The 21,760-nt window shown below is 67.0% G+C and carries 18 protein-coding genes and 1 pseudogene; 7 read left to right on the top strand and 12 right to left on the bottom strand.

Going from position 1 to position 21,760, the window contains the following annotated elements:
- Positions 1-164: 164 nt before the first annotated feature.
- Positions 165-1,115 carry a COX15/CtaA family protein gene (locus JSQ98_RS03690; RefSeq protein ID WP_249290716.1) on the top strand — a complete coding sequence of 317 codons (951 nt, stop codon included), beginning with the start codon at positions 165-167 and terminating at the stop codon, positions 1,113-1,115.
- Between the two features lie 229 nt (positions 1,116-1,344).
- On the opposite strand, the gene JSQ98_RS03685 is transcribed toward JSQ98_RS03690, so the two are convergent.
- Both JSQ98_RS03685 and JSQ98_RS03680 read right to left on the bottom strand, forming a co-directional pair.
- Positions 1,345-2,373 (bottom strand): hypothetical protein, encoded by a 1,029-nt coding sequence (locus JSQ98_RS03685; protein ID WP_211648428.1) that lies wholly within the window; start codon positions 2,371-2,373, stop codon positions 1,345-1,347.
- 489 nt (positions 2,374-2,862) lie between these two features.
- Positions 2,863-3,795, bottom strand: a complete 933-nt coding sequence (locus JSQ98_RS03680) for a heme o synthase (RefSeq protein ID WP_211648426.1) — start codon at positions 3,793-3,795, stop codon at positions 2,863-2,865.
- Between the two features lie 88 nt (positions 3,796-3,883).
- Here JSQ98_RS03680 and tkt point away from each other — a divergent pair, with 88 nt between their 5' ends.
- The 3 genes from tkt to JSQ98_RS03665 are packed head-to-tail and all read left to right on the top strand — an operon-like array spanning position 3,884 to position 8,741.
- Positions 3,884-5,971, top strand: a complete 2,088-nt coding sequence (gene tkt, locus JSQ98_RS03675) for a transketolase (RefSeq protein WP_211648424.1) — start codon at positions 3,884-3,886, stop codon at positions 5,969-5,971.
- 29 nt (positions 5,972-6,000) lie between these two features.
- Positions 6,001-7,110: a transaldolase gene (gene tal / locus JSQ98_RS03670; protein WP_211648421.1), complete on the top strand. Its 1,110-nt coding sequence runs from the start codon at positions 6,001-6,003 to the stop codon at positions 7,108-7,110.
- Positions 7,111-7,112: 2 nt separating this feature from the next.
- Positions 7,113-8,741 carry a glucose-6-phosphate isomerase gene (locus JSQ98_RS03665; RefSeq protein ID WP_211648419.1) on the top strand — a complete coding sequence of 543 codons (1,629 nt, stop codon included), beginning with the start codon at positions 7,113-7,115 and terminating at the stop codon, positions 8,739-8,741.
- 68 nt (positions 8,742-8,809) lie between these two features.
- Here JSQ98_RS03665 and JSQ98_RS03660 read toward each other — a convergent pair whose 3' ends face one another.
- The 9 genes and pseudogenes from JSQ98_RS03660 to uvrA form a co-directional block, all read right to left on the bottom strand.
- Positions 8,810-9,175: an RNA polymerase-binding protein RbpA gene (locus JSQ98_RS03660; RefSeq protein ID WP_090148964.1), complete on the bottom strand. Its 366-nt coding sequence runs from the start codon at positions 9,173-9,175 to the stop codon at positions 8,810-8,812.
- 39 nt (positions 9,176-9,214) lie between these two features.
- Positions 9,215-9,463 (bottom strand): preprotein translocase subunit SecG, encoded by a 249-nt coding sequence (gene secG, locus JSQ98_RS03655; RefSeq protein WP_090149806.1) that lies wholly within the window; start codon positions 9,461-9,463, stop codon positions 9,215-9,217.
- A 62-nt stretch (positions 9,464-9,525) separates the two neighbouring features.
- Positions 9,526-10,362 (bottom strand): triose-phosphate isomerase, encoded by an 837-nt coding sequence (gene tpiA / locus JSQ98_RS03650; protein WP_211648417.1) that lies wholly within the window; start codon positions 10,360-10,362, stop codon positions 9,526-9,528.
- Positions 10,359-11,561, bottom strand: a complete 1,203-nt coding sequence (locus JSQ98_RS03645) for a phosphoglycerate kinase (protein WP_430413592.1) — start codon at positions 11,559-11,561, stop codon at positions 10,359-10,361. Before JSQ98_RS03645 ends, tpiA begins: the two co-directional genes overlap by 4 nt.
- 29 nt (positions 11,562-11,590) lie before the next feature.
- Positions 11,591-12,208, bottom strand: a complete 618-nt coding sequence (locus tag JSQ98_RS03640; RefSeq protein WP_211648415.1) for a superoxide dismutase — start codon at positions 12,206-12,208, stop codon at positions 11,591-11,593.
- 115 nt (positions 12,209-12,323) lie between these two features.
- Positions 12,324-13,304, bottom strand: a complete 981-nt coding sequence (whiA, locus tag JSQ98_RS03635) for a DNA-binding protein WhiA (RefSeq protein WP_090148955.1) — start codon at positions 13,302-13,304, stop codon at positions 12,324-12,326.
- Between the two features lie 57 nt (positions 13,305-13,361).
- The gene (gene rapZ, locus JSQ98_RS03630) at positions 13,362-14,240 is read right to left on the bottom strand and encodes an RNase adapter RapZ (protein WP_090148950.1); all 879 of its coding nucleotides are present in this window, start codon (positions 14,238-14,240) and stop codon (positions 13,362-13,364) included.
- Positions 14,237-16,165 carry an excinuclease ABC subunit UvrC gene (gene uvrC, locus JSQ98_RS03625; protein WP_090148947.1) on the bottom strand — a complete coding sequence of 643 codons (1,929 nt, stop codon included), beginning with the start codon at positions 16,163-16,165 and terminating at the stop codon, positions 14,237-14,239. Before uvrC ends, rapZ begins: the two co-directional genes overlap by 4 nt.
- Positions 16,162-19,067, bottom strand: a pseudogene (gene uvrA / locus JSQ98_RS03620) (excinuclease ABC subunit UvrA). The gene uvrC and the pseudogene uvrA overlap by 4 nt, the downstream one beginning before the upstream one ends.
- 120 nt (positions 19,068-19,187) lie before the next feature.
- Between uvrA and JSQ98_RS03615 the strand changes: the two are divergent.
- The 3 genes from JSQ98_RS03615 (at position 19,188) to JSQ98_RS03605 (ending at position 21,017) form a co-directional block, all read left to right on the top strand.
- The gene (locus tag JSQ98_RS03615; protein WP_211648413.1) at positions 19,188-19,823 is read left to right on the top strand and encodes a hypothetical protein; all 636 of its coding nucleotides are present in this window, start codon (positions 19,188-19,190) and stop codon (positions 19,821-19,823) included.
- Positions 19,820-20,491, top strand: coding sequence for an RES domain-containing protein (locus JSQ98_RS03610; protein WP_211648411.1), 672 nt, complete (start codon positions 19,820-19,822; stop codon positions 20,489-20,491). Before JSQ98_RS03615 ends, JSQ98_RS03610 begins: the two co-directional genes overlap by 4 nt.
- Positions 20,492-20,591: 100 nt before the next feature.
- Positions 20,592-21,017 carry a VOC family protein gene (locus tag JSQ98_RS03605; protein ID WP_211648409.1) on the top strand — a complete coding sequence of 142 codons (426 nt, stop codon included), beginning with the start codon at positions 20,592-20,594 and terminating at the stop codon, positions 21,015-21,017.
- Here JSQ98_RS03605 and JSQ98_RS03600 read toward each other — a convergent pair.
- On the bottom strand, positions 20,969-21,760 hold the full coding sequence (locus JSQ98_RS03600) for a helix-turn-helix domain-containing protein (RefSeq protein WP_211648407.1): 792 nt from the start codon (positions 21,758-21,760) through the stop codon (positions 20,969-20,971). The two genes, JSQ98_RS03605 and JSQ98_RS03600, sit on opposite strands and share 49 nt — an antisense overlap.

Genomic DNA, 21,760 nt, shown 5'->3' with positions numbered 1-21,760 from the left:
TATTCTGGGCTTCGTACGTCACCGGGCAGATCCGATGCAGAGCACCGAAACACTCGGTTCGACGTTCGCAACCACAGCTTCCCATTCTACAGGTTTCCGATAGTTTCGGGGGATGTCCGCTCAGGGCGTCTCATGACTCTGGGAAGCAGCCGAGAGGAGACCCGTTGTCCAGCGCGCCCACCGCAAGCACCATCGCCCCGCGGCCGCCCGTCCCGCATCTCGGGGTCGCCTCGCGCTTCCTCCGGATCGTGGCCTGGGCGTCCTTCGTGCTGAACACGTTCATCATCGGCACCGGCGGTGCCGTGCGGCTCACCGGCTCCGGCCTCGGCTGCCCGAACTGGCCGCTCTGCGCCCCCGGCTCGCTCGTTCCCACAGAGGAGCTGACCTACCACTCGCTGATCGAGTTCGGAAACCGCACCATCTCCGGACCGTTGCTGATCAGCGCGATTCTCGTCTTCGTGCTCACGTGGCGGCTGCGCGCGAGCCGGCGCGACCTCTTCGCGATCGCGTCGGTGGTCCTGGGTCTCGTGGTGCTGCAGGCCCTCATCGGAGGCATCATCGTCTGGCTCCACCTGAACGCGAACCTCGTCGGCATTCACTACGTGATCTCGCTCGCCCTCGTCTGCATCACGGCGGCCTACCTCACCCGCATGTACGAGATGGGCGGGCCCCGCGAACGCGTGGTGCCGAAGGGGTTCGCGATCCTCACGCACGTGACCACGCTCGCGATGGCGGTCACGGTGATCTTCGGTGTGCTGACGACCGGGTCGGGCCCGCACTCGGGCGACTCGACCATCCAGCGCGATGGCATCGACGCAGTGCTCATGAGCCACATCCACGCGTGGCCCGGGTACATCGCCTTCGCGTTGACGCTGGCTCTCCTCGTGTGGGCCGCGGCTCGCCGCCTGCGTCCGCTCCGCTGGGTCATCGCGCTGTTCGCGGCACTCATCGTGCAGATCGCGATCGGGATCTACCAGGCGCGCAGCGGGCTCCCCCCGTTCGCGGTCGGGGTGCACATGGTGCTCGCGGCGCTCACCGCTGCGGCCATGACGGTCGTAGTGCTGCGTCTCAAGCGGCCGGCAGCTGCACCCGCGGCGGCGATCGAGGTCGAATAGGGCTGCTCGCTCTCCGGTCGCTCTTCGGCAATGCGCGCGCCGCTCGGCAGCGGCCCGTGGTGCAGACGCCTGCCGAGCTCTGCCGCCTGCGGGCCCGACGTCTACGGGGCTGGCGCCTGCCGTCTAGCGGATGCCGGAGCCCGATCCCTGCCCCACCTTCCCCGAAAGCGCATTTCGGCACCTGAGTTCGTCCCCGCTGAGCACCAACCGCGCTTTCGGCGACTATCTTCTATCTTCGGCGCGGTGCGGCTGGCTCGAGCGACGACGTGCGGCCCTCCGAGAGAAACTTCGCGACGTGACTCGAAATGCGCTTCCGTTCGCGTCCGAGCCGAACGAGCATGCGTGCCGCCGTGCGATCGGGCGTTTGGAGCACGTCCTCCGCATGGAAGCGCAGCCCGCGCCATCCGGCATCACGCGCACCGTCATAGCGGGCGATGTCCCGGAGGTACTGCGTGCGAGAGGTCCGGTGCTGCGCTCCGTCGTACGCGAAGAAGCTCCGCGTCGCCTCGTCGGTGAGGTCGAATCGGCCGATCTCCCCGTACACGGTTCGAATCGCGCCCTGAGTGATGAGATCTGAGATTCCGACGTTTTCGCCGATGAGCCGCAAGAGCGTCTCCATTCGCGACTCAGCGCCGTGCCTCGCGAGTCTCAGCGCGATACTGGGGCGCACGGCGCCCCGCGTGCGACGGGCTGCACGAAGATTCTCCATCAGGTGCTCTGAGAGAATCGCCACCGCGTTGTCGAAGTGAGCGGGGCCCCTGTGCAGGAGCGAGTCGAGCGCGACCACCAGCTCCGGCCCGGGAAGCATGATGGCGGCTTCCCTCACAGCGTCGGCCGGGAGCGAAACGGGGAGGCTCAGCGCACCTTCATTCGTCCACAATCCTGCGGGCACCTGTAGCTCGAGCGCGAGTCCGTTCGCCGCGCGGTGCCCGGCCACGCCAGCCCTGCGCATCGGCGTGGTACCCGGTGCGGAGGCCACATCCACTGGGGTTCCGGGCGTGACGTGAAGCGGGCAGCCCAGAAGCGCAAGGGCGGTCGCGTGGCTGAAGCGGTCGCCCGGGCGCAGCTTCGGCCGGAGGGCGATTGCCCGGCTCACGAGCGAGGGGTCGACCTCGCATGCCGTGCGCACGCCGCGGTGCGGGCGTGTGAGCGTGCGGTTGCGCAGCGCTCCCCTGCCGAAACCTGCGTCGAGTGCCGTTGTGACGGAGAACGGTTGCGTGCCGAATGTGTGAGTGATCCTCAGGAGCTGTCGTGACATGCGGAGAGCTTGTCACCGTGGGGACTCGTCGCGCAGGTGTTATCCACAGGCTCGCCAGCGCTTCGGCGCGCCGCGCGAGGTGCGATGCACGATGTGGAATGCGCGATGTGGAATGTGCGATGTGGAGGACTTCGATTGGTCTGTGGGTCCCGGCCGCCTGAGAGTCTGCGCGCGAGAGCGCCGTTCAGCACCGATCCGCTCTCGGACCGAGCATGAAGCGCGCTTTCGACGGAGGCGCGGACGCGAAGAGGTGCGGAGGGGCGGAGGCGCGGACGCGAAGAGGTGCGGTGGCGCCTGCGGCGTTGCACGGGAGCGGAGTGGCGCGGAGGGAACGACGGCGGCCTGGAGAAGGCGCTCGAGAGCGCAGTTCGGCATGTAGCCCACCCTGAATCGAGCACCAATTGCGCTCTTGAACGGCGCGCAGGCGCGGCCGCGGGTGCGACGCGAAGTACCGGGAGCGCGCGTGCTGAGCGAAGCGGCGCGCGCCGCTCAGAAGGGCAGCAGTGCGTCGACCGCGATCACGAGCGAGATGACCGAGAGGTAGATGTTCGCCGTGTGGAACACCTGCATCGGCTTCCCGGCCTCGCCCCGGATCGCGTGCGCGTACAGCCGGTGCGCCTGCACGATGAAGTATCCGCCGAACACGAGTGACGCGACGGTGTAGGTCCAGCCCATCTCGGCGACGGGGATCAGCAACAGGCTCGCCGCGACGGTCGCCCAGGTGTACAGGATGACCTGCAGCCCGACGGTGACGCGACCGCGTACGACTCCGAGCATCGGCACGCCGGCGGCCGCGTAGTCGTTGCGGTACTTCATCGAGAGCGGCCAGTAGTGCGCCGGCGTCCAGAGGAAGATGACGAGGAACAGCACCCACGCGGGCCAGTCCAGCGTGCCGGTGACCGCGGCCCAGCCGATGAGCACGGGGAAGCAGCCGGCGATCCCGCCCCAGACGATGTTCTGCTCGCTGTGACGCTTCAGCACGATCGTGTAGATGACGACGTAGAAGAAGATCGCACCCGCGGAGAGCGCGGCGGCGAGCAGGTTCGTCGTCAGCGCCAGCCATACGACGGAGAGGGAGCCCATCACCCAGGAGAAGATCAGGGCGTTGCGATCGGAGATCTCACCGGTGACGAGGGGGCGGTTCTCCGTGCGCTTCATCTTGCGATCCATGTCGCGGTCGATGTAGCAGTTGAACGCTCCCGCCGACCCGGCGCTCATGGCGCCGCCGATGAGGGTCGCGAGCACGAGCCACAGGTTGGGGAGGCCGGCCTGCGCAAGGATCATCGCGGGAACGGTGACCACCAGCAACAGCTCCATGACCCGGGGTTTCGTCAGGGCGACGTAGTTCTTGACCGTACGGCCGAACGAGGGTCGCCCTGCGGTAGCGCGGGCCTGAGTCTGGGCTGGGATCTGCGTGGACATCACCTTCTATGGTACCCCGCCGTTCGATAAGATTGTGCGGGGGTGCGCCAGGGCGGCGTTCACCCCGATTCAGCCGGAAAGGAACGTCTTGGCGAACGAACTGCAGTGGGATGAACTCGACGATCGCGCGGTCGACACCGCGCGGGTACTTGCGGCGGACGCCGTGGAACAGGTGGGCAACGGGCACCCGGGCACGGCGATCAGCCTCGCACCGGTCTCGTACCTGCTGCACCAGAAGGTGCTCCGTCACGATCCGTCGGATCCTCACTGGGTCGGGCGCGACCGGTTCATCCTCTCCGTTGGCCACTCGTCGCTCACGCAGTACGTGCAGCTGTACCTCGGCGGGTACGGTCTCGAGCTCGACGATCTGAAGTCGTTGCGCACCTGGGGTTCGAAGACGCCGGGCCACCCGGAGTACGGTCACACCGACGGCGTCGAGATCACCACCGGCCCCCTCGGGCAGGGCCTCGCTTCGGCAGTCGGGTTCGCGTACGCCGCGCGCTACGAGCGCGGCCTGTTCGACCCGGAGGCGGCACCCGGGACGAGCCCCTTCGATCACTTCATCTACGTCGTCGCCGGAGACGGCGATCTGCAGGAGGGCGTGACGAGCGAGGCGTCGTCGCTCGCCGGTCACCAGGAGCTCGGCAATCTCATCGCGATCTACGATTCCAACCAGATCTCGATCGAGGACGACACGAACATCTCGTTCTCCGAGGACGTGGCGAAGCGCTACGAGGCCTACGGGTGGCAGGTCATCGAGGTCGACTGGAAGAAGACGGGGTCGTACGTCGAGGACATCGCCGAGCTGCACGGAGCGTTCGAAGCCGCTCAGGCGGAGACCTCGAAGCCCTCGCTCATCATCGTCAACACGATCATCGGCTGGCCCTCCCCCGGGAAGCAGAACACCGGCGGCATTCACGGCGCGAAGCTCGGCTCCGAGGAGCTCGCAGGCCTGAAGACCGCGCTCGGGTTCGATCCGGAGCAGCATTTCGCCGTCGCGCCTGAGGTGATCGAGCACACCCGCGCGGCCGTGCAGCGCGGGGCGGAGAAGCGTGCTGAGTGGCAGGTGGGATTCGATGCGTGGGCGACTGCGAATCCGGATCGCAAGGCGCTCTTCGACCGGGTCGAAGCCCAGCAGCTTCCGGCCGAAGCGCTCGAGGTGCTGCCGACGTTCGAGCCCGGCGAGAGCATCGCGACCCGTTCCGCGAGCGGCAAGGTGCTCGCCGCGCTCGGCCCCGTGATGCCTGAGCTCTGGGGCGGATCCGCCGACCTCGCCGGATCGAACAACACGACCATCCCGAACGCGCCGTCCTTCGTCCCTGCGGAGCGCTCCACCAACGCGTGGCAGGGCGATCCCTACGGCCGTGTGCTGCACTTCGGCATTCGCGAGCACGCGATGGGCGCGATCCTCAACGGCATCCAGCTGCACGGGAAGACGCGCAGCTACGGCGGCACCTTCCTGATCTTCAGCGACTACATGCGGCCGGCTGTGCGCCTCGCCGCCCTGATGAACGTGCCCAGCGTGTTCGTCTGGACGCACGATTCGGTCGCCCTCGGAGAGGACGGACCGACGCACCAGCCGATCGAGCAGCTCGCCACGCTCCGCGCGATTCCGAATCTCGCAGTGGTGCGCCCTGCCGACGCCAACGAGACGGCCACCGCTTGGCACGAGATCCTCACGCGCAATGCGGGCCCGTCGGGCCTCGCGCTCACCCGGCAGAACGTGCCGGTGCTGCCGCGCGGCGGAGATTTCGCGAGCGTCGAGCAGGCCGCGGAGGGAGTGCGAAGGGGCGCCTACGTGCTCGCCGACTCCCCCACGGATTCGACGGACGTCCTGCTGATCGCCACCGGCTCCGAGGTGCAGCTCGCCGTCGAGGCGCGCGAGCGTCTCGCCTCCGAGGGCGTGGGAGCGCGCGTCGTGTCGGCGCCGAGCCTCGAGTGGTTCGCCGAGCAGACAGAGGAGTACCGCGAGAGCGTGCTCCCGAAGGCGGTGACCGCGCGCGTGAGCGTCGAGGCCGGTCTTTCCCTCGGCTGGGACCGGATCGTGGGCGACCGCGGCCGCTCCGTGTCCATCGAGCACTTCGGCGCCTCCGCCGACTACCAGACACTCTTCCGCGAGTTCGGCATCACGACCGACGCCGTCGTCGCAGCTGCGCACGCGTCGCTCGCCGCCTGAACCCGCATCTCTGAAAGGATCATCACAGGATGACGAACCCTCATACCTCCGCCCTCAGTGAGGCCGGAGTCAGCATCTGGCTCGACGATCTGTCGCGCCATCGCCTCGAGAGCGGCGAGCTCGCCTCGCTGGTGGAAACGGTGAACGTGGTCGGTGTGACCACGAATCCGACGATCTTCGCAAACGCCATCGGCGGCGGCGACGGCTACGGAGAACGGCTCAAGGACGCCGCTGCGCGCGGGCTCGACACGGATGCGGCGATCGTGGAGCTCACGACCGCGGATGTGGCCGACGCATGCGACCTGCTCGCCGACGTGTACGCGTCGACGGGCGGACGAGACGGCCGGGTGTCGATCGAGGTCGAGCCGGGCCTCGCCCGCGACACGGCCGGTACGGCGACCCAGGCTCAGGATCTCTGGGCTCGCGTCGACCGTCCGAACGCCATGATCAAGATTCCGGCGACCGTCGAGGGGCTCGATGCGATCACCGAGACCATCGCGGCGGGGATCAGCGTCAACGTCACGTTGATCTTCAGCCTCGAGCGCTACCGCCAGGTGATCAATGCGTACCTCGCTGGCCTCGAGCGCGCACGTGCTGCGGGCATCGATCTCTCGACGATTCATTCGGTCGCGTCCTTCTTCGTGTCTCGCGTCGACTCCGAGATCGACCGTCGACTTCGCGAGATCGGCACACCGGAGGCGCTCGCGCTCACCGGGCAGGCGGGCATCGCGAACGCCCGCCTCGCATACGAGGTGTTCGAGCAGTCGTTCGACACCGAACGTGCTCGGTTCCTCGTCGGGCTCGGCGCCAATCCGCAGCGTCCGCTGTGGGCGTCGACGGGCGTGAAGGATCCCGCGCTCGCGGATACGGCGTATGTGACGGGTCTCATCGCTCCGAACACCGTGAATACGATGCCAGAGGCGACGCTGCGGGCATTCGCCGACCACGGGCACGTCCCCGGCGACACGATCACGGGATCGTACCTGGAGTCGAACCAGGTGCTCAACGCGATCGACGCCCTCGGCGTCGACTACGCCGAGGTCACCGAGCTGCTGGAGCAGGAGGGCCTGCAGAAGTTCGAGGCTTCCTGGTCGGAGCTGCTCGGCACGGTCGAGCAGGCACTTCGAGAGGCTCGTTGAGCATGGCCCTGGAGGTCACCGTCGATGGCGGTCTGCGCGACGCGGAAGCAGCGCTCGCGACGCTCGTCGAGGATCGTGTCGCGGGACGTATCTTCGCCCACGACGCGACCCTCTGGGGTGAAGCGGCTGCGGCGGAAGCCGCGATTCGGCTCGGCTGGACCGATATCGCCGCCACCGCTGAGCGCCTGATCCCGGAGATCGAGCAGCTGCGCTCGGACTTGCGCGCGGATGGAGTCGATCGCATCGTGCTCTGCGGCATGGGCGGATCGAGCCTGGCTCCTGCAGTCATCACTCGCTGGGCCGGAGTCGATCTCACCATGATCGACTCCACCCATCCCGATGTGGTGCGACGCGCGCTCGCCGGGGATTTGGCCCGCACCGCGGTCGTCGTGAGCTCGAAGTCGGGTGGAACGATCGAGACCCGCAGCCACCTCGCCGCGTTCGAGGATGCGTTCCGGGTGGCCGGGATCGAGCCGTCTGAGCGCATCATCATCGTGACCGACCCGGGCTCCCCGCTCGACGAGGAGTCCCGTGCCGCCGGCCGTCGCGTGTTCACGGCCGACCCGAATGTGGGAGGCCGCTTCTCAGCACTGACCGCATTCGGCATGGTGCCCGCCGGGCTCGCCGGGGCCGACCTGGGGCGCCTCCTCCAGGATGCGGAGGATGTGCGCGCCCGCGTCTCCTCAGACCACGCGGAGAACCCCGCGTTGCGCCTCGCTTCGGCGATCTACGCCGGGCTGCCGCGTCGCTTCGTGCTGGCTCTCGTGGAAGACGGTTCGGCCGCTTGGGGGCTCGGCCACTGGATCGAGCAGCTCGTCGCCGAATCGACCGGCAAGGAGGGGCAGGGCGTCTTGCCGGTCGCACTCGATGCGGGTGCTCCGGAATTCGCGACCGTGCCCGCGAGCGTGACCGTGGTCGGGCTTGCCGACGACGGTGGCGAAGCAGCTGAGGTCTCCGGCCAGCGCGCGTCGATCGGCGTCGCAGGCACGCTGGGCGCTCAGATGCTCACCTGGGAAGTCGCAACTGCAGTGCTGGGCCGGCTCATGGGCATCGACCCGTTCAACCAGCCCGATGTCGAGTCGGCGAAGGTCGCTGCGCGGTCGGCGCTCGACAGTGACACAGCTGCACCGGGCGGTGACGACGGAGCCGAACTCGCCGGCTCCGGAGGCGCGCGGGTACTCTCGACGCCGTCCGGAGTGGACGTGTCCGACGTGACGGGATTCATCGGGCAGGTGCGCCAGGCGGCTCAGCACGCGGGGTATCTCTCGCTCCAGGCGTACCTCGACCCGCAGGGCGACGAGTCGGAACCGTTGCGCACGCTTCGCGACCGGCTCGCGGAGGCGACCGGCTGCCCGGTCGCCCTCGGGTGGGGCCCGAGCTATCTGCACTCCACCGGCCAGCTGCACAAGGGCGGCCCTGCAGCGGCAGTCTTCCTGCAGCTCACGGAGACGGGTCCGGAACCGCTGCCGATCCCAGGCTCGGATCGCGGCTTCGACGCTCTGATCACAGCGCAGGCCCGCGGCGATCGCTCAGTTCTCGCCGAGCGCGATCGGCCGGTGTTCGCGATCGAGTGCGCTGACCCTGCAGCCACGGTCCGCGCACTCACCGAGGCGTTGTCGTCGCTCGACTGAGAGCGAAAGCGTCGATCGACGAAAACGGCCCCAGAGCGTAGTGCTCTGGGGCCGTTTTCGTCTGCGGGCTACGCCGACTTGCGCGCGGTGCCTCGTCGAGTGCGCAGCTTCTGCAGCGCAGCCTCGAGAAGCTCTTCCGCCTCCTCGGGCGTGCGACGCTCCTTCACGTACGCGAGGTGCGTCTTGAACGGTTCGTTCTTCGGAAGCAGCGGAGGATTCTCCTTGTCGCGCCCGGCGGGGAGGCCGGTCGTCGGAGAATCGATCTGCTCGGGAATCTCCTCATCGGGAACGTCGGATGCGAAATAGCGCACCGTTTCGTTTCCGAGGGCATCCCAGTATGAGATCTGCGTGCGTTCGGCGCGTGAGCCGTGATCCTTCTCCCCCATGGGGCCGGAACCGACGCGGGCGCCACGGATGGCGTTACTGCCTGCCACGAATTGCCTTTCTACTGCTGGATCGGGTGAGCGCGCCGTCTAGACGACGGAGAAGCGCGCGATGAGCCCGAGCGCGATGATCGAAGCTCCCCAAATGAGGGACACGACGACGGTGATGCGATTGAGGTTGCGCTCCGCGACTCCCGATGAGCCGAGGCTCGACGTCACCCCGCCTCCGAACATGTCGGAGAGCCCTCCCCCGCGCCCCTTGTGGAGCAGGATGAACAGGGTGAGCAGCAGGCTCGTGATCACGAGGATGACGAGCAGGATGATCTTCAGAATGAGCACGAAGTGCACCTTTCGAGGTCGCGGGCGCGTAAGGCCAACGTCCAGTATAGCGTGGAGTCGTTTTAGCCGGCCGTCACATGCTTCTGGAACTGAATGATCCGAGTGAACTCGTCGACCTTCAAGCTCGCTCCGCCGACAAGAGCGCCGTCGACATTGGGTTGGCGCATGAATCCGGCGATGTTCTGGCTGGCGACTGATCCTCCGTAGAGAATGCGCGTGCGCGCGGCGCGGTCATCGCCTCGCAGATCGCGCAGGTGCTCGCGCAGCGCCCGAGCGACGTCTTCCGCCTGCTCCGGGGTGGCCGCCTGCCCGCTGCCGATCGCCCACACGGGCTCGTACGCAACGACGAACTCCGCATCCTCCGGGAGCTGCGCCAGAGCGGTCGTCAGCTGAGCGACGGGGATCGCCGCAGCGCCGTGCTCCTCCAAGTCCGCAGCCGTCTCACCGACGCAGATCATCGGCACCATTCCCGAAGCATGAGCGGCCCGGGCCTTCAGCCCGACGGTCTCATCGCTCTCGCCGTGTCCCTGGCGTCGCTCGGAGTGCCCGACGAGTACATACGATACGTCGAGCTTCGCGAGCATCGCCGCGGAGATGTCTCCGGTGTACGCGCCGGCTTCGTGCGGCGAGACATCCTGTGCTCCGAGGGTGAGCGAGAGCTTGTCGGCTGCGAGCAGGGTCTGCACCGAGCGGAGATCGGTGAACGGAGGGAAGACGGCCACTTCGGCGGCCGAGAAATCATGCCGCACATCTGACAGGCCCCAAGCGAGCTTCTGCACGAGTGCGATCGCCTGAAGATGGTCGAGGTTCATCTTCCAATTGCCCGCGATCAGCGGCGTGCGCTCCATGAACGGCAGCGGCTGCCTGGCATCCGCGCCCTCCTGGGTGTTTCCGGTCATGCCAGTACCTCCAAGCCGGGCAGTGACTTGCCCTCCAAGTATTCGAGACTCGCACCGCCGCCGGTGGAGATGTGGCCGAACTGGTCGTCCGAGAACCCCAGCGCGCGGACCGCTGCAGCGGAGTCACCACCCCCGACGACGGTGAAGCCATCGGTCTCCGTCAAAGCGCGTGCGACGGTCCGAGTGCCCGACGCGAACGCGTCGAGCTCGAACACGCCCATCGGGCCGTTCCAGAAGACGGTCGCCGATTCGGCGATGACGGCGGCAAAGGCGTCTGCTGACTTCGGCCCGATATCGAGACCGAGGCCCTTCGCTCCGAAGCTCGAGGACTCGATCGCATCGGCCGGCACCGTCTCATGCGCGGCGTCGGCGGCGAACTTCTCGGCCACGATGATGTCCGTGGGGAGCACGATGCGCACCCCGCGACGTTCAGCCTCCGAGAGGTACCCGCGCACGGTGTCGAGCTGGTCGGCTTCGAGGAGGCTCGCAGCGACCCTGTGACCTTGTGCGGCGAGGAATGTGAACAGCATCCCTCCGCCGATGAGCAGCGTGTCGACCCGCTCGAGCAGATGGGAGATCACACCGAGCTTGTCGGAGACTTTCGAGCCGCCGAGCACCACGGTGTACGGCCGAGCCGCGTTCACGGTCAGGCGCTGCAGCACGTCCAACTCAGCGGCGACGAGACGACCGGCAGCGCTCGGCAGCAACTGCGCGAGTTCGTAGACGCTCGCCTGCTGCCGGTGCACGACGCCGAAGCCGTCCGAGACGAAGGCGTCCCCGAAGGCTGCCAAACGCTCAGCGAAGGCACGTCGCTCGGCAGCATCGGCGCTTGTCTCCGCGGCCGAGAACCGCAGATTCTCGAGGAGCACCACCTCGCCATCGGAGAGACCGGAGACCGCAGCCGAGGCGGCGTCTCCGATGGTCTCTTCGACGAAGCGCACCGGTGCCCCGAGCAGTTCGCTCATGCGCTCAGCGACCGGACGCAACGAGTACCGAGCGTCCGGTTCGCCCTTCGGGCGACCGAGATGGCTGATGAGCACGAGTTTCGCCCCGGCATCGCGCAATTCGCGGATGGTCGAGAGCGAAGCACGGATACGGCCGTCATCCGAGATGACGCCGTCGCTCAGAGGAACGTTGAGATCGCATCGGACGACGACCGTCTTCGATCGCAGCGATCCGAGTGATTCTATGGTGCGCATGAACAGGTGGGCTCCTCGAGGTGCGGAATTCAGATCAGGCCGGAAGTCTGCGTGCGCGCCGCTTCGAAGCGACGTGCCACGTCCTGCCAGTTCGCGATGTTCCAGAACGCCTTGACGTAGTCGGCGCGCACGTTGAGGTAGTCGAGGTAGTAGGCGTGCTCCCAGACATCGAGCTGCAGCAGCGGAATCGTGCCTGCGGGGAGGTTGCCCTGCTGGTCGAAGAGCTGCACGATGTTCGGGCGCTGACCGAGCACGTCCCACGCGAGCACTGCCCATCCCGAGCCCTGAACGCCGAGAGCCGTCGCGGTGAAATGCGCCTGGAACTTCTCGAAACCGCCGAAGTACTCGTCGATCGCAGCGGCGAGCTCGCCTTCGGGGCGGTCTCCACCCTCCGGCGAGAGGTTGTTCCAGAAGATCGTGTGGTTGACGTGGCCGCCGAGGTTGAACGCGAGGTCCTTCTCCAGCTTGTTGACGGCCGAGAGGTTGTTCGACTCGCGCGCCTCTGCCAGCTGCTCGAGAGCGGTGTTCGCGCCGGTCACGTAGGCCTGGTGGTGCTTGTCGTGATGCAACTGCATGATCTTGCCACTGATGTGCGGCTCGAGAGCGGCGTAATCATAAGGAAGCTCGGGAAGTGAGTAGGCGGCCATGTGGCGATCCAATCTCTCGGTGAACAGTTGTCGGATTCAGTCTATGGCGGGAGCTCTCCCCGTGGTGGGAAACGCAGTCCGAGACAACCGCCTGATCGCCGCTGTTCGCCAGACGCTAAATTCTGTCGAGTTCGTCGGGCAGGCTCGCCTCCGTGCCCGGCACGCCGCGCACTTCCGCTTCCTTGTCGGCCATCGCGAGCAACCGCCTGATGCGGCCGGCCACAGCATCCTTCGTGAGCGGCGGATCAGCCCGTGCCCCGAGGTCGTCGAGGCTCGCCTCCCGATGTGTGAGTCGCAGTTCGCCGGCGTAGCGCAGATGCTCGGGAATGCTGTCTCCGAGCAGCTCCATGGCTCGCTCCACTCGGGCGCACGCAGCAACCGACGCCTGCGCGGAGCGGCGAAGGTTCGCATCGTCGAAGTTCACGAGGCGGTTCGCGGTTGCGCGAGTCTCCCGGGCGCGACGCAATTCGTCCCAGTTCTTCCGCGCCTCCTGGGCGCCGATCAAGCCCAGCATCTCGCTGATCGCTTCGCTGTCGCGAATGAGCACCTTGTGCTGCCCGCGGATCTCACGGCTCTTCGCGTCGACGCCGATGCGGCTCGCCGCTCCGACGAGCGCCATGGCGACCTCGTTGCTCGGGCACACGATCTCGAGGTTCGCGGAACGACCCGGTGCGGTCAGCCCGCCCCTGGCGAGGAACGCCCCTCGCCAGATCGCTGCGAGTTCGGCCTGCGCGCCTGTGGTCAGTCGATTCGGCAGGCCGCGAATCTGTCGGCGCCGCTGGTCGAGCAGTCCGAGCTGTCGGGCGAGTGTCTCGCCGTCGAGGACGCGGACGAGGAACTGCGGCGCGCCGGGTCGGGTGCTCGAGGGGGGCAGCTGCTTGGCGTCGGAGCGGATTCCGTACAATTCGGCGAGATCCTTGCGCACGCGCTGCACGATTTGGGGGGTGTGAAGCTCGGCCTCCAGAGCGATGCGGCCGGAAATGGTGTGCAGCCCGCCTGCAAGACGGAGGATCGTGGCGACCTCGGCAACGCGTTCGCCGGTGCTCTGCACCGGGAATCGCACGAGTTCGCTCTTGACCTCGGGGGTAGACAGCACGAATGAGTCCTTTCGGAGAGGGTGTTTCAATGAATCGGTCGACGTGCGGAACGTCGACTACTCGCGACCGAGGTCGCGGTGGCGCAGGCTCACGCTGACGCCGGGAAGCCCGGCAAGTCGGTCGGCGAGCTCTCGAGCGGTGGCGACCGAGCGGTGCTTGCCGCCGGTGCATCCTACCGCGAGCGATGCATGTCGTTTGTTCTCGCGCTGGAATCCGGCCAGGACCGGAGTGAGCGCAGCGACATAATTATCGAGGAACTCGGCGGCACCCTCGCGGCCGAGTACGTATTCTTTGACCTCGGGATCGACTCCGGTGAGGGCCCGGAGCTCCGGCTCCCAGAACGGATTCGGGAGAAAGCGCATGTCGACCATCAGGTCGACATCGGTCGGCGCGCCGTACTTGAACCCGAAACTCGACACCGAGAGCTGCAACCCGGGGGTGTTGTCATCGGAGAACAGCTCCCGCGTTGCGGTCGAGAGATCGTGAACGTTGTAGCGCGAGGTGTCGATGACCACATCGCACGATGCGCGGAGCTCCTGCAGACGTTCACGCTCGAGGCGGATGCCCTCGAGCAGACTGCGCTCTTCGCCCTGCAGCGGGTGCGGACGACGCACCGACTCGTACCGGCGCACGAGAATCTCGTCGGTCGCGTCGAGGAAGACGACGCGCACCGTCGCGTTGTCGCGCAGCTCGTCGACTGTCGCCTGAATGTCGGCGAACAGGTCGCGGCCGCGAACGTCGACGACCGCCACGATGCGCGGCAGAGCGCCGCCCGAACGGTCGGCCATGTCGGCGAGCGTCTTCAACATCGGGAGCGGGAGATTGTCGACGACGTACCAACCGAGGTCTTCCAGCGTGTTGGCGACCGTGCTACGGCCGGCTCCGGACATGCCGGTGACGATGAGGATCTCCTGCTGGGATGCCGCGTCGTTCATGCGCCGAGTTCCTCTCCCTGCTTCGCGTCCACGTGAGCTTCTAGCTTAGCGCCCGCCCCTGCGTCCGATTGCAGATGGGCCAGGATCTGCTCTCCCAGTTTCGGTCCGACGCCTGGCGCGGCGGCGAGCTCGGCGAGTGACGCCGCACGGAGCCGTGTCACCGAGCCGAAATACTTGAGCAGGGCCTGAACGCGTTTGGGGCCGAGCCCGGGGATTTCTGAGAGTCGGCTCGAGATCGAAGTACTGCGACGCTGACGCTGGAATGTGATCGCGAAACGGTGCGCTTCGTCACGGACGCGCTGCACCAGGAAGAGCGCCTCGCTGGTGCGCGGCAGGATGACCGGGAATGGGTCGCCTGGCAGCCAGATCTCCTCAAGTCGCTTCGCGATCCCGCACAGGGCGATATCGGTGATTCCCGCCTCTGCGAGCGCCCGAGCTGCGGCCTTCACCTGCGGCTCACCGCCGTCGACGATCAGCAGCTGCGGTCGATCGCGGTAGATGCCGCTCGGCTGCTCCCCCGCTTCCCGAGCGGCGTTCAGCTGTGCGGCACGGCGCGAAACGACCTGGTAGATGGAATCCGTGTCGTCCGTCGTCTGCTCGATGCGGTACTTGCGATAGGCGCCCTTCGCCGGCAGCCCGTCCTCGAAAACGACCAGTGACGCGACGACGCCCGTGCCCTGAAGATGCGACACGTCGATGCACTCGATGCGCAGCGGCGCTTCGTCCATGTCGAGGGCGCGCTGCAGCTCGGCGAGCGCGTCGGTGCGTGCGGTGAGGTCTGCAGCTCGTTTGAGTTTGTGCCGGATCAGGTGCTCACCGGCGTTGCGCATCGCTCGATCCATCAGTTGCACCTTGTCGCCGCGCTCCGGCACGCGCACGGTGACGCGCCCGCGACGAGGTCGGCGTGCGCCGAGCGCCTCCTCGAGCGCTGCCGAGTTCGCCGGGAGCTGGGGGACGAGGATCTGCGGCGGCGGCTCGCGATCGCCCTCGTACGCGGATTGCAGTACCTGCTCGAGCAGCGTCTCGGGCGAATCGTCGAGTTCGACGTCGACGATCCAGCTGCGTTCGCCGCGGATGCGCCCGCCGCGGATGATGAACTGATGCGCAGCGGCGGCGAGTTCGTCCGATCGGAGCCCGAACACGTCGAGATTCACGTCGAGCCCGAGCACGACGGCGTTCTTCTCCATGACGTGCTCCACCGCTTGCGCCTGGTCGCGGAGACGGGCGGCCTCCTCGTATCGCTGCTCGCTCGCGGCCTCGCGCATGGCGCGCTGCAGAGCCTTCAGATGGCTCGTGTCGCTGCCTCCGAGGAAGGCGACCAGTTCGCCCACCCGTGCGCGGTGCTCCTCCACGGTGAGCTTCTGCGAGCAGGGGCCGCTGCAGCGCCCGATCTGCCCGGCGAGGCAGGGCTTGCCGGAGCTCATCGCGCGCTGGTAATCGGCGTCATTGCAGGTGCGGATCGGAAACGCCTGCTGCAGCAACGCGGTGGTCTCGCGCAGCGCCCACACCTTCGGGTATGGGCCGAAGTAGCGCGCTCCGCGGATGCGTTCGTTCCGGGTGATGACGAGGCGCGGCGCCTCCTCGCGCAACGTCACCGCGAGGTACGGATAGGTCTTGTCGTCCTTGAACTGGACGTTGAACGGCGGTTTGTACTCGGTGATCCACGTGTGCTCGAGGATGAGCGACTCGGTGTCGGTTGCGACGACCGTCCAATCCACCTTGGCGGCGATGGAGAGCATCGTGCGCGTGCGCGGCATGAGCGAGTGCAGCGGCTGGAAGTAGTTCGCGAGGCGGGCTCGCAGGTTCTTCGCCTTGCCGATGTAGAGCACTCGCCCATGCCGGTCGCTGAACCGGTACACGCCGGGCGACGTCGGGATCTCCCCCTGGGCGGGTCGGAACGACGCGCGGTTATCGGTGCCGTTCAAGCGGAGGCTTTCGCCCGACCGTTCAGCACCTCGTTCAGGAACTGACCGGTGTGGCTCTCGGAGGCGTTCACCAGTTGCTCGGGTGTGCCCTCGGCGATGATCATGCCGCCGCCCGATCCGCCTTCCGGACCAAGATCGATGACCCAGTCGGCGCTTCTGATGACGTCGAGGTTGTGCTCGATCGTGATCACCGTATTGCCCTTGTCGACGAGACCGTTGAGCACGAGCAGGAGCTTGCGCACGTCTTCGAAGTGGAGGCCCGTCGTCGGCTCGTCGAGCACGTAGATGCTGCGGCCGTTCGATCGCTTCTGCAACTCGGTGGCGAGCTTCACGCGCTGGGCTTCACCGCCCGAGAGTGTTGTCGCGCTCTGACCGAGCCGCACGTAGCCCAGTCCGACATCGACAAGCGTCTTCATGTAGCGATGAATCGAGGAGATCGGCTCGAAGAACTGCTCAGCCTCGGCGATCGGCATTTCGAGCACCTCGGAGATGTTCTTGCCCTTGTAGCGCACCTGCAGGGTCTCGCGGTTGTAGCGCGACCCACCGCAGACCTCGCATGCCACGTACACGTCGGGGAGGAAGTTCATCTCGATCTTGAGCGTTCCGTCGCCGGAGCACGCCTCGCACCGGCCGCCCTTCACGTTGAAGCTGAACCTTCCGGGAAGGTAGCCTCGCGTCTTCGCCTCCTGGGTCTCGGCGAAGAGGTTGCGGATCTTGTCGAAGACCCCCGTGTACGTCGCGGGATTCGATCGCGGTGTGCGACCGATGGGCGCTTGATCGACATGGACGACCTTGTCGAGGTGCTCGAGCCCGGTGACGCGCGTGTGCTTCCCTGGGACGAGTCGCGCACCGTTCAGCTGGTTCGCGAGCACCCGGTAGAGGATGTCGTTGACGAGCGTCGATTTGCCCGATCCGGAGACCCCGGTCACGGCGGTCATGACGCCCAGGGGGAACGTGGCATCGACGTTCCGGAGGTTGTTCGAGCGAGCGCCCACGACCTTGAGCTCTCTCTTGCGGTCTCGCTTGCGACGACGCTTCGGGGTTTCGATGCTCCGCCGCCCGGCGAGGTAGTCCCCCGTCATGGAGTCGCGGTTGTTCAGCAGTTCATCGTAGTGCCCCGAGTGCACCACGGTCCCGCCTCGACGCCCGCCCCTGGGCCGATGTCGACGATCCAGTCGGCCGCTTCGATGGTCTCCTCGTCGTGCTCGACGACGATGAGCGTATTCCCGAGATCGCGCAACTTCATCAGCGTCTCGATCAGGCGCCGATTGTCGCGCTGGTGCAGTCCGATGCTCGGCTCGTCGAGCACGTAGAGCACGCCGGTGAGTCCTGACCCGATCTGCGTGGCCAGGCGGATGCGCTGCGCCTCGCCGCCGGACAGCGTCCCGGCCGCACGCGCCAGCGTGAGGTAGCCGAGGCCGACCTCGATCAGGAAGTCGAACCGGAGCCGGATCTCGCGGAGCACCTGCGCCGCGATCTTCGCCTCTCGCTCGGTGAGCACGACATCGTCGAAGAAGGTCTTCGCATTGAGCAGGCTGAGCTCGCCGACCGAAGCGATCGACCGATCATTGACCGTCACCGCGAGCACCTCGGGCTTGAGCCGCTGCCCCTGGCACGCATGACACGGAACCTCACGGAGGAACTCCGCCCAGCGATCGCGCTTGGCGTCGGATTCCGCTTCCGCGTACTGGCGCTCGATGAACGGGATGACACCTTCGAATCCCGAGGAGTACTTCACCTCCCGGCCGAAGCGATTGCGCCACCGCACGTTCACCTTGAAGTCGTTGCCGTACAGGACCGCCTGCTGCACGTCCTCGCTCAGGCCCGACCAGGGCGTCTGCAAGGAGAACTTCAGATCGTCTGAGAGCCCGATCAGGAGCTTCTCGTAGTACTGGTAGAGGCTCTTCCCCTGGCTGGTCCAGGGCACGATGACGCCCTCTGAGATGGAGAGTTGAGGATCGCCGAGCACGAGATCCTCGTCCACGGACATGCTCGTGCCCAGCCCCGAGCAGACCGGGCATGCACCGAACGGCGCGTTGAACGAGAACGTTCGCGGCTCGATCTCGGTGAGCTGCACCGGGTGCTGGTTCGGGCATGAGAGCTGCTCCGAGAACTGCTGCACGCGATCGTCAGCCTTCGCCTCACGGTCGACGAAGTCGACGGCGACGATGCCTCCGGCGAGGCGCAGGGCGGTCTCGAGCGAGTCGGTGAGACGGCCGAGAATATCGGGACCTGCCACGAGGCGATCGACCACGACCGAGATGTCGTGCTTGACCTGCTTCTTGAGCTTCGGCGGGTCGGAGAGCTGGATCACGTCGCCGTCAACGATCGCGCGGGAGTATCCGCTCGCGGCGAGGTCCTGGAAGAGATCGACGAACTCTCCCTTCTTCTTGCTGACGACCGGCGCGAGCACCTGGTACCGCGTCCGCTCCTCGAGTCCCATGAGGCGATCTGCGATCTGCTGGACCGTCTGCGCCTCGATCCGCTCACCGCAGACGGCGCAGTGCGGGACGCCGATGCGCGCCCAGAGGAGACGCATGTAGTCGTAGATCTCGGTGATCGTGCCGACCGTGGATCGCGGATTGCGGTTCGTCGACTTCTGATCGATGGAGACCGCCGGGCTCAGTCCTTCGATGAAATCGACGTCGGGTCGGTCGACCTGCCCGAGGAACTGCCGAGCGTAAGCGCTCAGCGATTCCACGTATCTCCGCTGGCCCTCCGCGAAGATCGTGTCGAAGGCGAGACTCGACTTCCCGCTCCCCGACAACCCCGTGAAGACCACCATCGAGTCCCGCGGGATGGCAAGATCGACGTTCTGCAGGTTATGCACACGGGCGCCCTGCACGCTGATCTGCGCGTGGGCTGCGGAGGATCGGATCGGAGTTGAGTGCTTCGAAGTCACCGACCCATTCTATCCGCTCCTGCGTCCGAATTCGAACATACCTACGATGCTTTCGCCAGGAGCGCACCGATCGACGGCATTTTCGGTTACTATTGTCGTAAGCACATGCAAGGAGTTCCCATGTCGATCGCGCATCTCAGCCCGTCCCCGATCAGCGCGGCGTCGCGCGCGGGCGACCCCACTCGGAAGCGTCTGATCGATCTCGTGGCTCACCTCGATTCGTCGCGGATGGATTCAGCGGAAGCGCTTCTCTCGGGGCTGCTCGCGCATCAGCAGGCGGGAACTCGGGCGCTCACGGAGACGGAGGTCTCGGCGCTCGCTCGTTTCGGGGTGTCTGAAGATGCGTTGCGTCGACCGGACGCACTGGAGGCGACGACACAGGGGCTCATGGCAGACCAGTCGTTGGCCGCTCGGAGCGCGACCGTGGCGGAGTCCGCAGACATGCTCGGCGTCACTCCGGCCCGGGTGCGTCAACGCTGCGCTGCTGGCACCCTCCTCGCGCAGCGACGCAGCGACGGGTGGCATCTCCCCCGCTTCCAGTTCCCCGAGGATCGTGAGCTGCCGGGGTGGGCGTCGGTCGCGCTGGTGATCCCGCGCGGCACCCCTCTGCTGTTCGCCGAACGTGTATTGACTTCGCCCGCCCCCGCGCTGCTGAGTGATGGTGAAGAACTCGCACCCTTCGAATGGCTGGCGCAGGGCGGAGATCCTCAGGTCGCGGCGACGGCGGTGGACGACGCACTGCATCGGCTCCCGTGAGCGAGTACCTGCCGCCGTCCCGAGCGGACGCACTCCCCGACCTCGCGCGGGATCCCGGATGGGTGCGAGAGGTTCCCAGCGGCACAGCGCTCGCGCGCATTTTCACAGCGGGCGGACGCTATCCGGTCGCGTGGCACGAGTTTCGCACGTACGGACCGGTCGATGCACGCTTCGATCCGCATCCCGAGCCGCCTGCTGAGTATGCGGATTCCGGCGTGCTCTACGCCGCGCTCGAACTGCCCGGCGCTGCACGAGAATCTGCTTCACCACTCGCTGCGTGCCTCCTGGAGGTGTTCCAGTCCACCCGAATCGTGCGCCGCTCCGACGGAACACCGACACTCGCCATCTTCGAGACGTCGAGGACGTTGCGCCTCCTCGACCTGAGCGATAGCGACTGGGTCGCGGTGGCGGGCGGCAACGCGGCGATCTCGTCGGGAGACCGCATGGCGTCCCGCGCCTGGGCGCGGGCGATTCGCACCCGGTATCCCAGCCTCGACGGCGTGGTCTCCGCGTCGTCCGTCGTTCCCAGTGCGCGCGTCGTCGCCCTCTGGTCGCCGGCGGAGGACGCGCTGCCGCGCCATCCGATCGCCCAGCTGCGTCTGGATCGAGACGAACTCACCGGCGTGATCGACCGGATCGCAGCGCGGTACGGCTATGTGGTCGTGTGAAGCCCGGTCGTGGCGCGGCGCCTCCCCCGGCGTCACGACGGCTTGCCGCGTGTCCGATTCATACAAGACGGGAATCGCGCCCTCCGCGTAACCTGAGCCCATGACACTGAATTTTGATTTCATCGGCATCGTCACCGCGGATCTGGGACGTTCTCTCGACTTCTATCGTTCGCTGGGGGTCCCGATTCCAGAAGGGCTGGATGACGCGCCTCATGTGGAGGTTCAGCTGCCCGGCGGCATGAAACTGGCGTGGGATCCGGTGGCGACGATCGAGAGCTTCTCCCCCGGGTTCGAGCTGCCGGAGGGCGAGAACCGCATCGCCTTTGCGTGCAGTGCGGCGTCACCGGCCGAGGTGGACTTCGCCTATGCCGAGATCGTCGAGCGGCACCCCGCTGCGGCGGACACAGAGCCGTGGGATGCACCGTGGGGGCAGCGGTACGCCACCGTGCGGGATCCCGACGGCAACTCCGTCGACATCTACGCACCGCTCCCGACGGCCCCGGCAGACGGCTCCGCGACAGCCTGAATCGAGCGCGCGTATCGGGAGGGCGACTCGCCGGTCAGTCGTGAGAACTCCCTCGTGAAGTGGGCTTGATCGCTGTAGCCCGCCTCGACCGCGACTTCGGCGAGCGTATCGCCGGCCTGCAACCGGGCGCGGGCGCGTTCTCCTCGACGTACGCGGCGCAGCGCCGCGTACCCGTATCCGAACTCGCTGATCATGCTCCGGTGCAGCTGTCGTTCCGAACGTCCGAGCCGACGGGCGAGCGGGCCGAACGCCTCCTCCCGATCGGCTGCGCGAATCACGGTGCGCGTCCAAACGGGCGGCGAGCCGCCGGCGTCGCCCTCGGTGTCGATCGAGGTCATCAGGGTCTCGATGTAGGTGCGGTCGTGCATCAGGTGCCGAGCGGCCGACACTGTGCCAGTTGCGAGTGCGCGCAGCACTCCGGCAGTGCGATGGGCTGCCGCACGTTCGACGGCGTCCTCCGCGAGCACCAGCTCGTCGCGGAGTGCTCGGAGCGGGCGTTGAAACGCCGTCGCTGCGGCCCCGGGGGCGAAGCGCATGCCCACAGTCGGACCCGCCAGTTCGACGGGGCTCCGCAGCCAGGCCGTCGAAGGGCCGGCGATGAGGAGTGCATCTCCCCGCAGCACGAAGTCGGCGCAGCCGTCGGCGGGAACGATGGTGGACGCCGGCTCCGAGAGCTCGTGCAGGGTCGGCGGCTCGACGCGCCATACGACGCCGAGCCCCTGAACCGCCCATTCCGAGTACAT

The sequence above is a fragment of the Leucobacter manosquensis genome (genome assembly GCF_018304845.1).
GTDB lineage: Bacteria > Actinomycetota > Actinomycetes > Actinomycetales > Microbacteriaceae > Leucobacter > Leucobacter alluvii.
The sequence above is the reverse complement of the archived record's forward strand: the minus strand, read 5'-3'. Positions and strand labels throughout refer to the sequence as shown.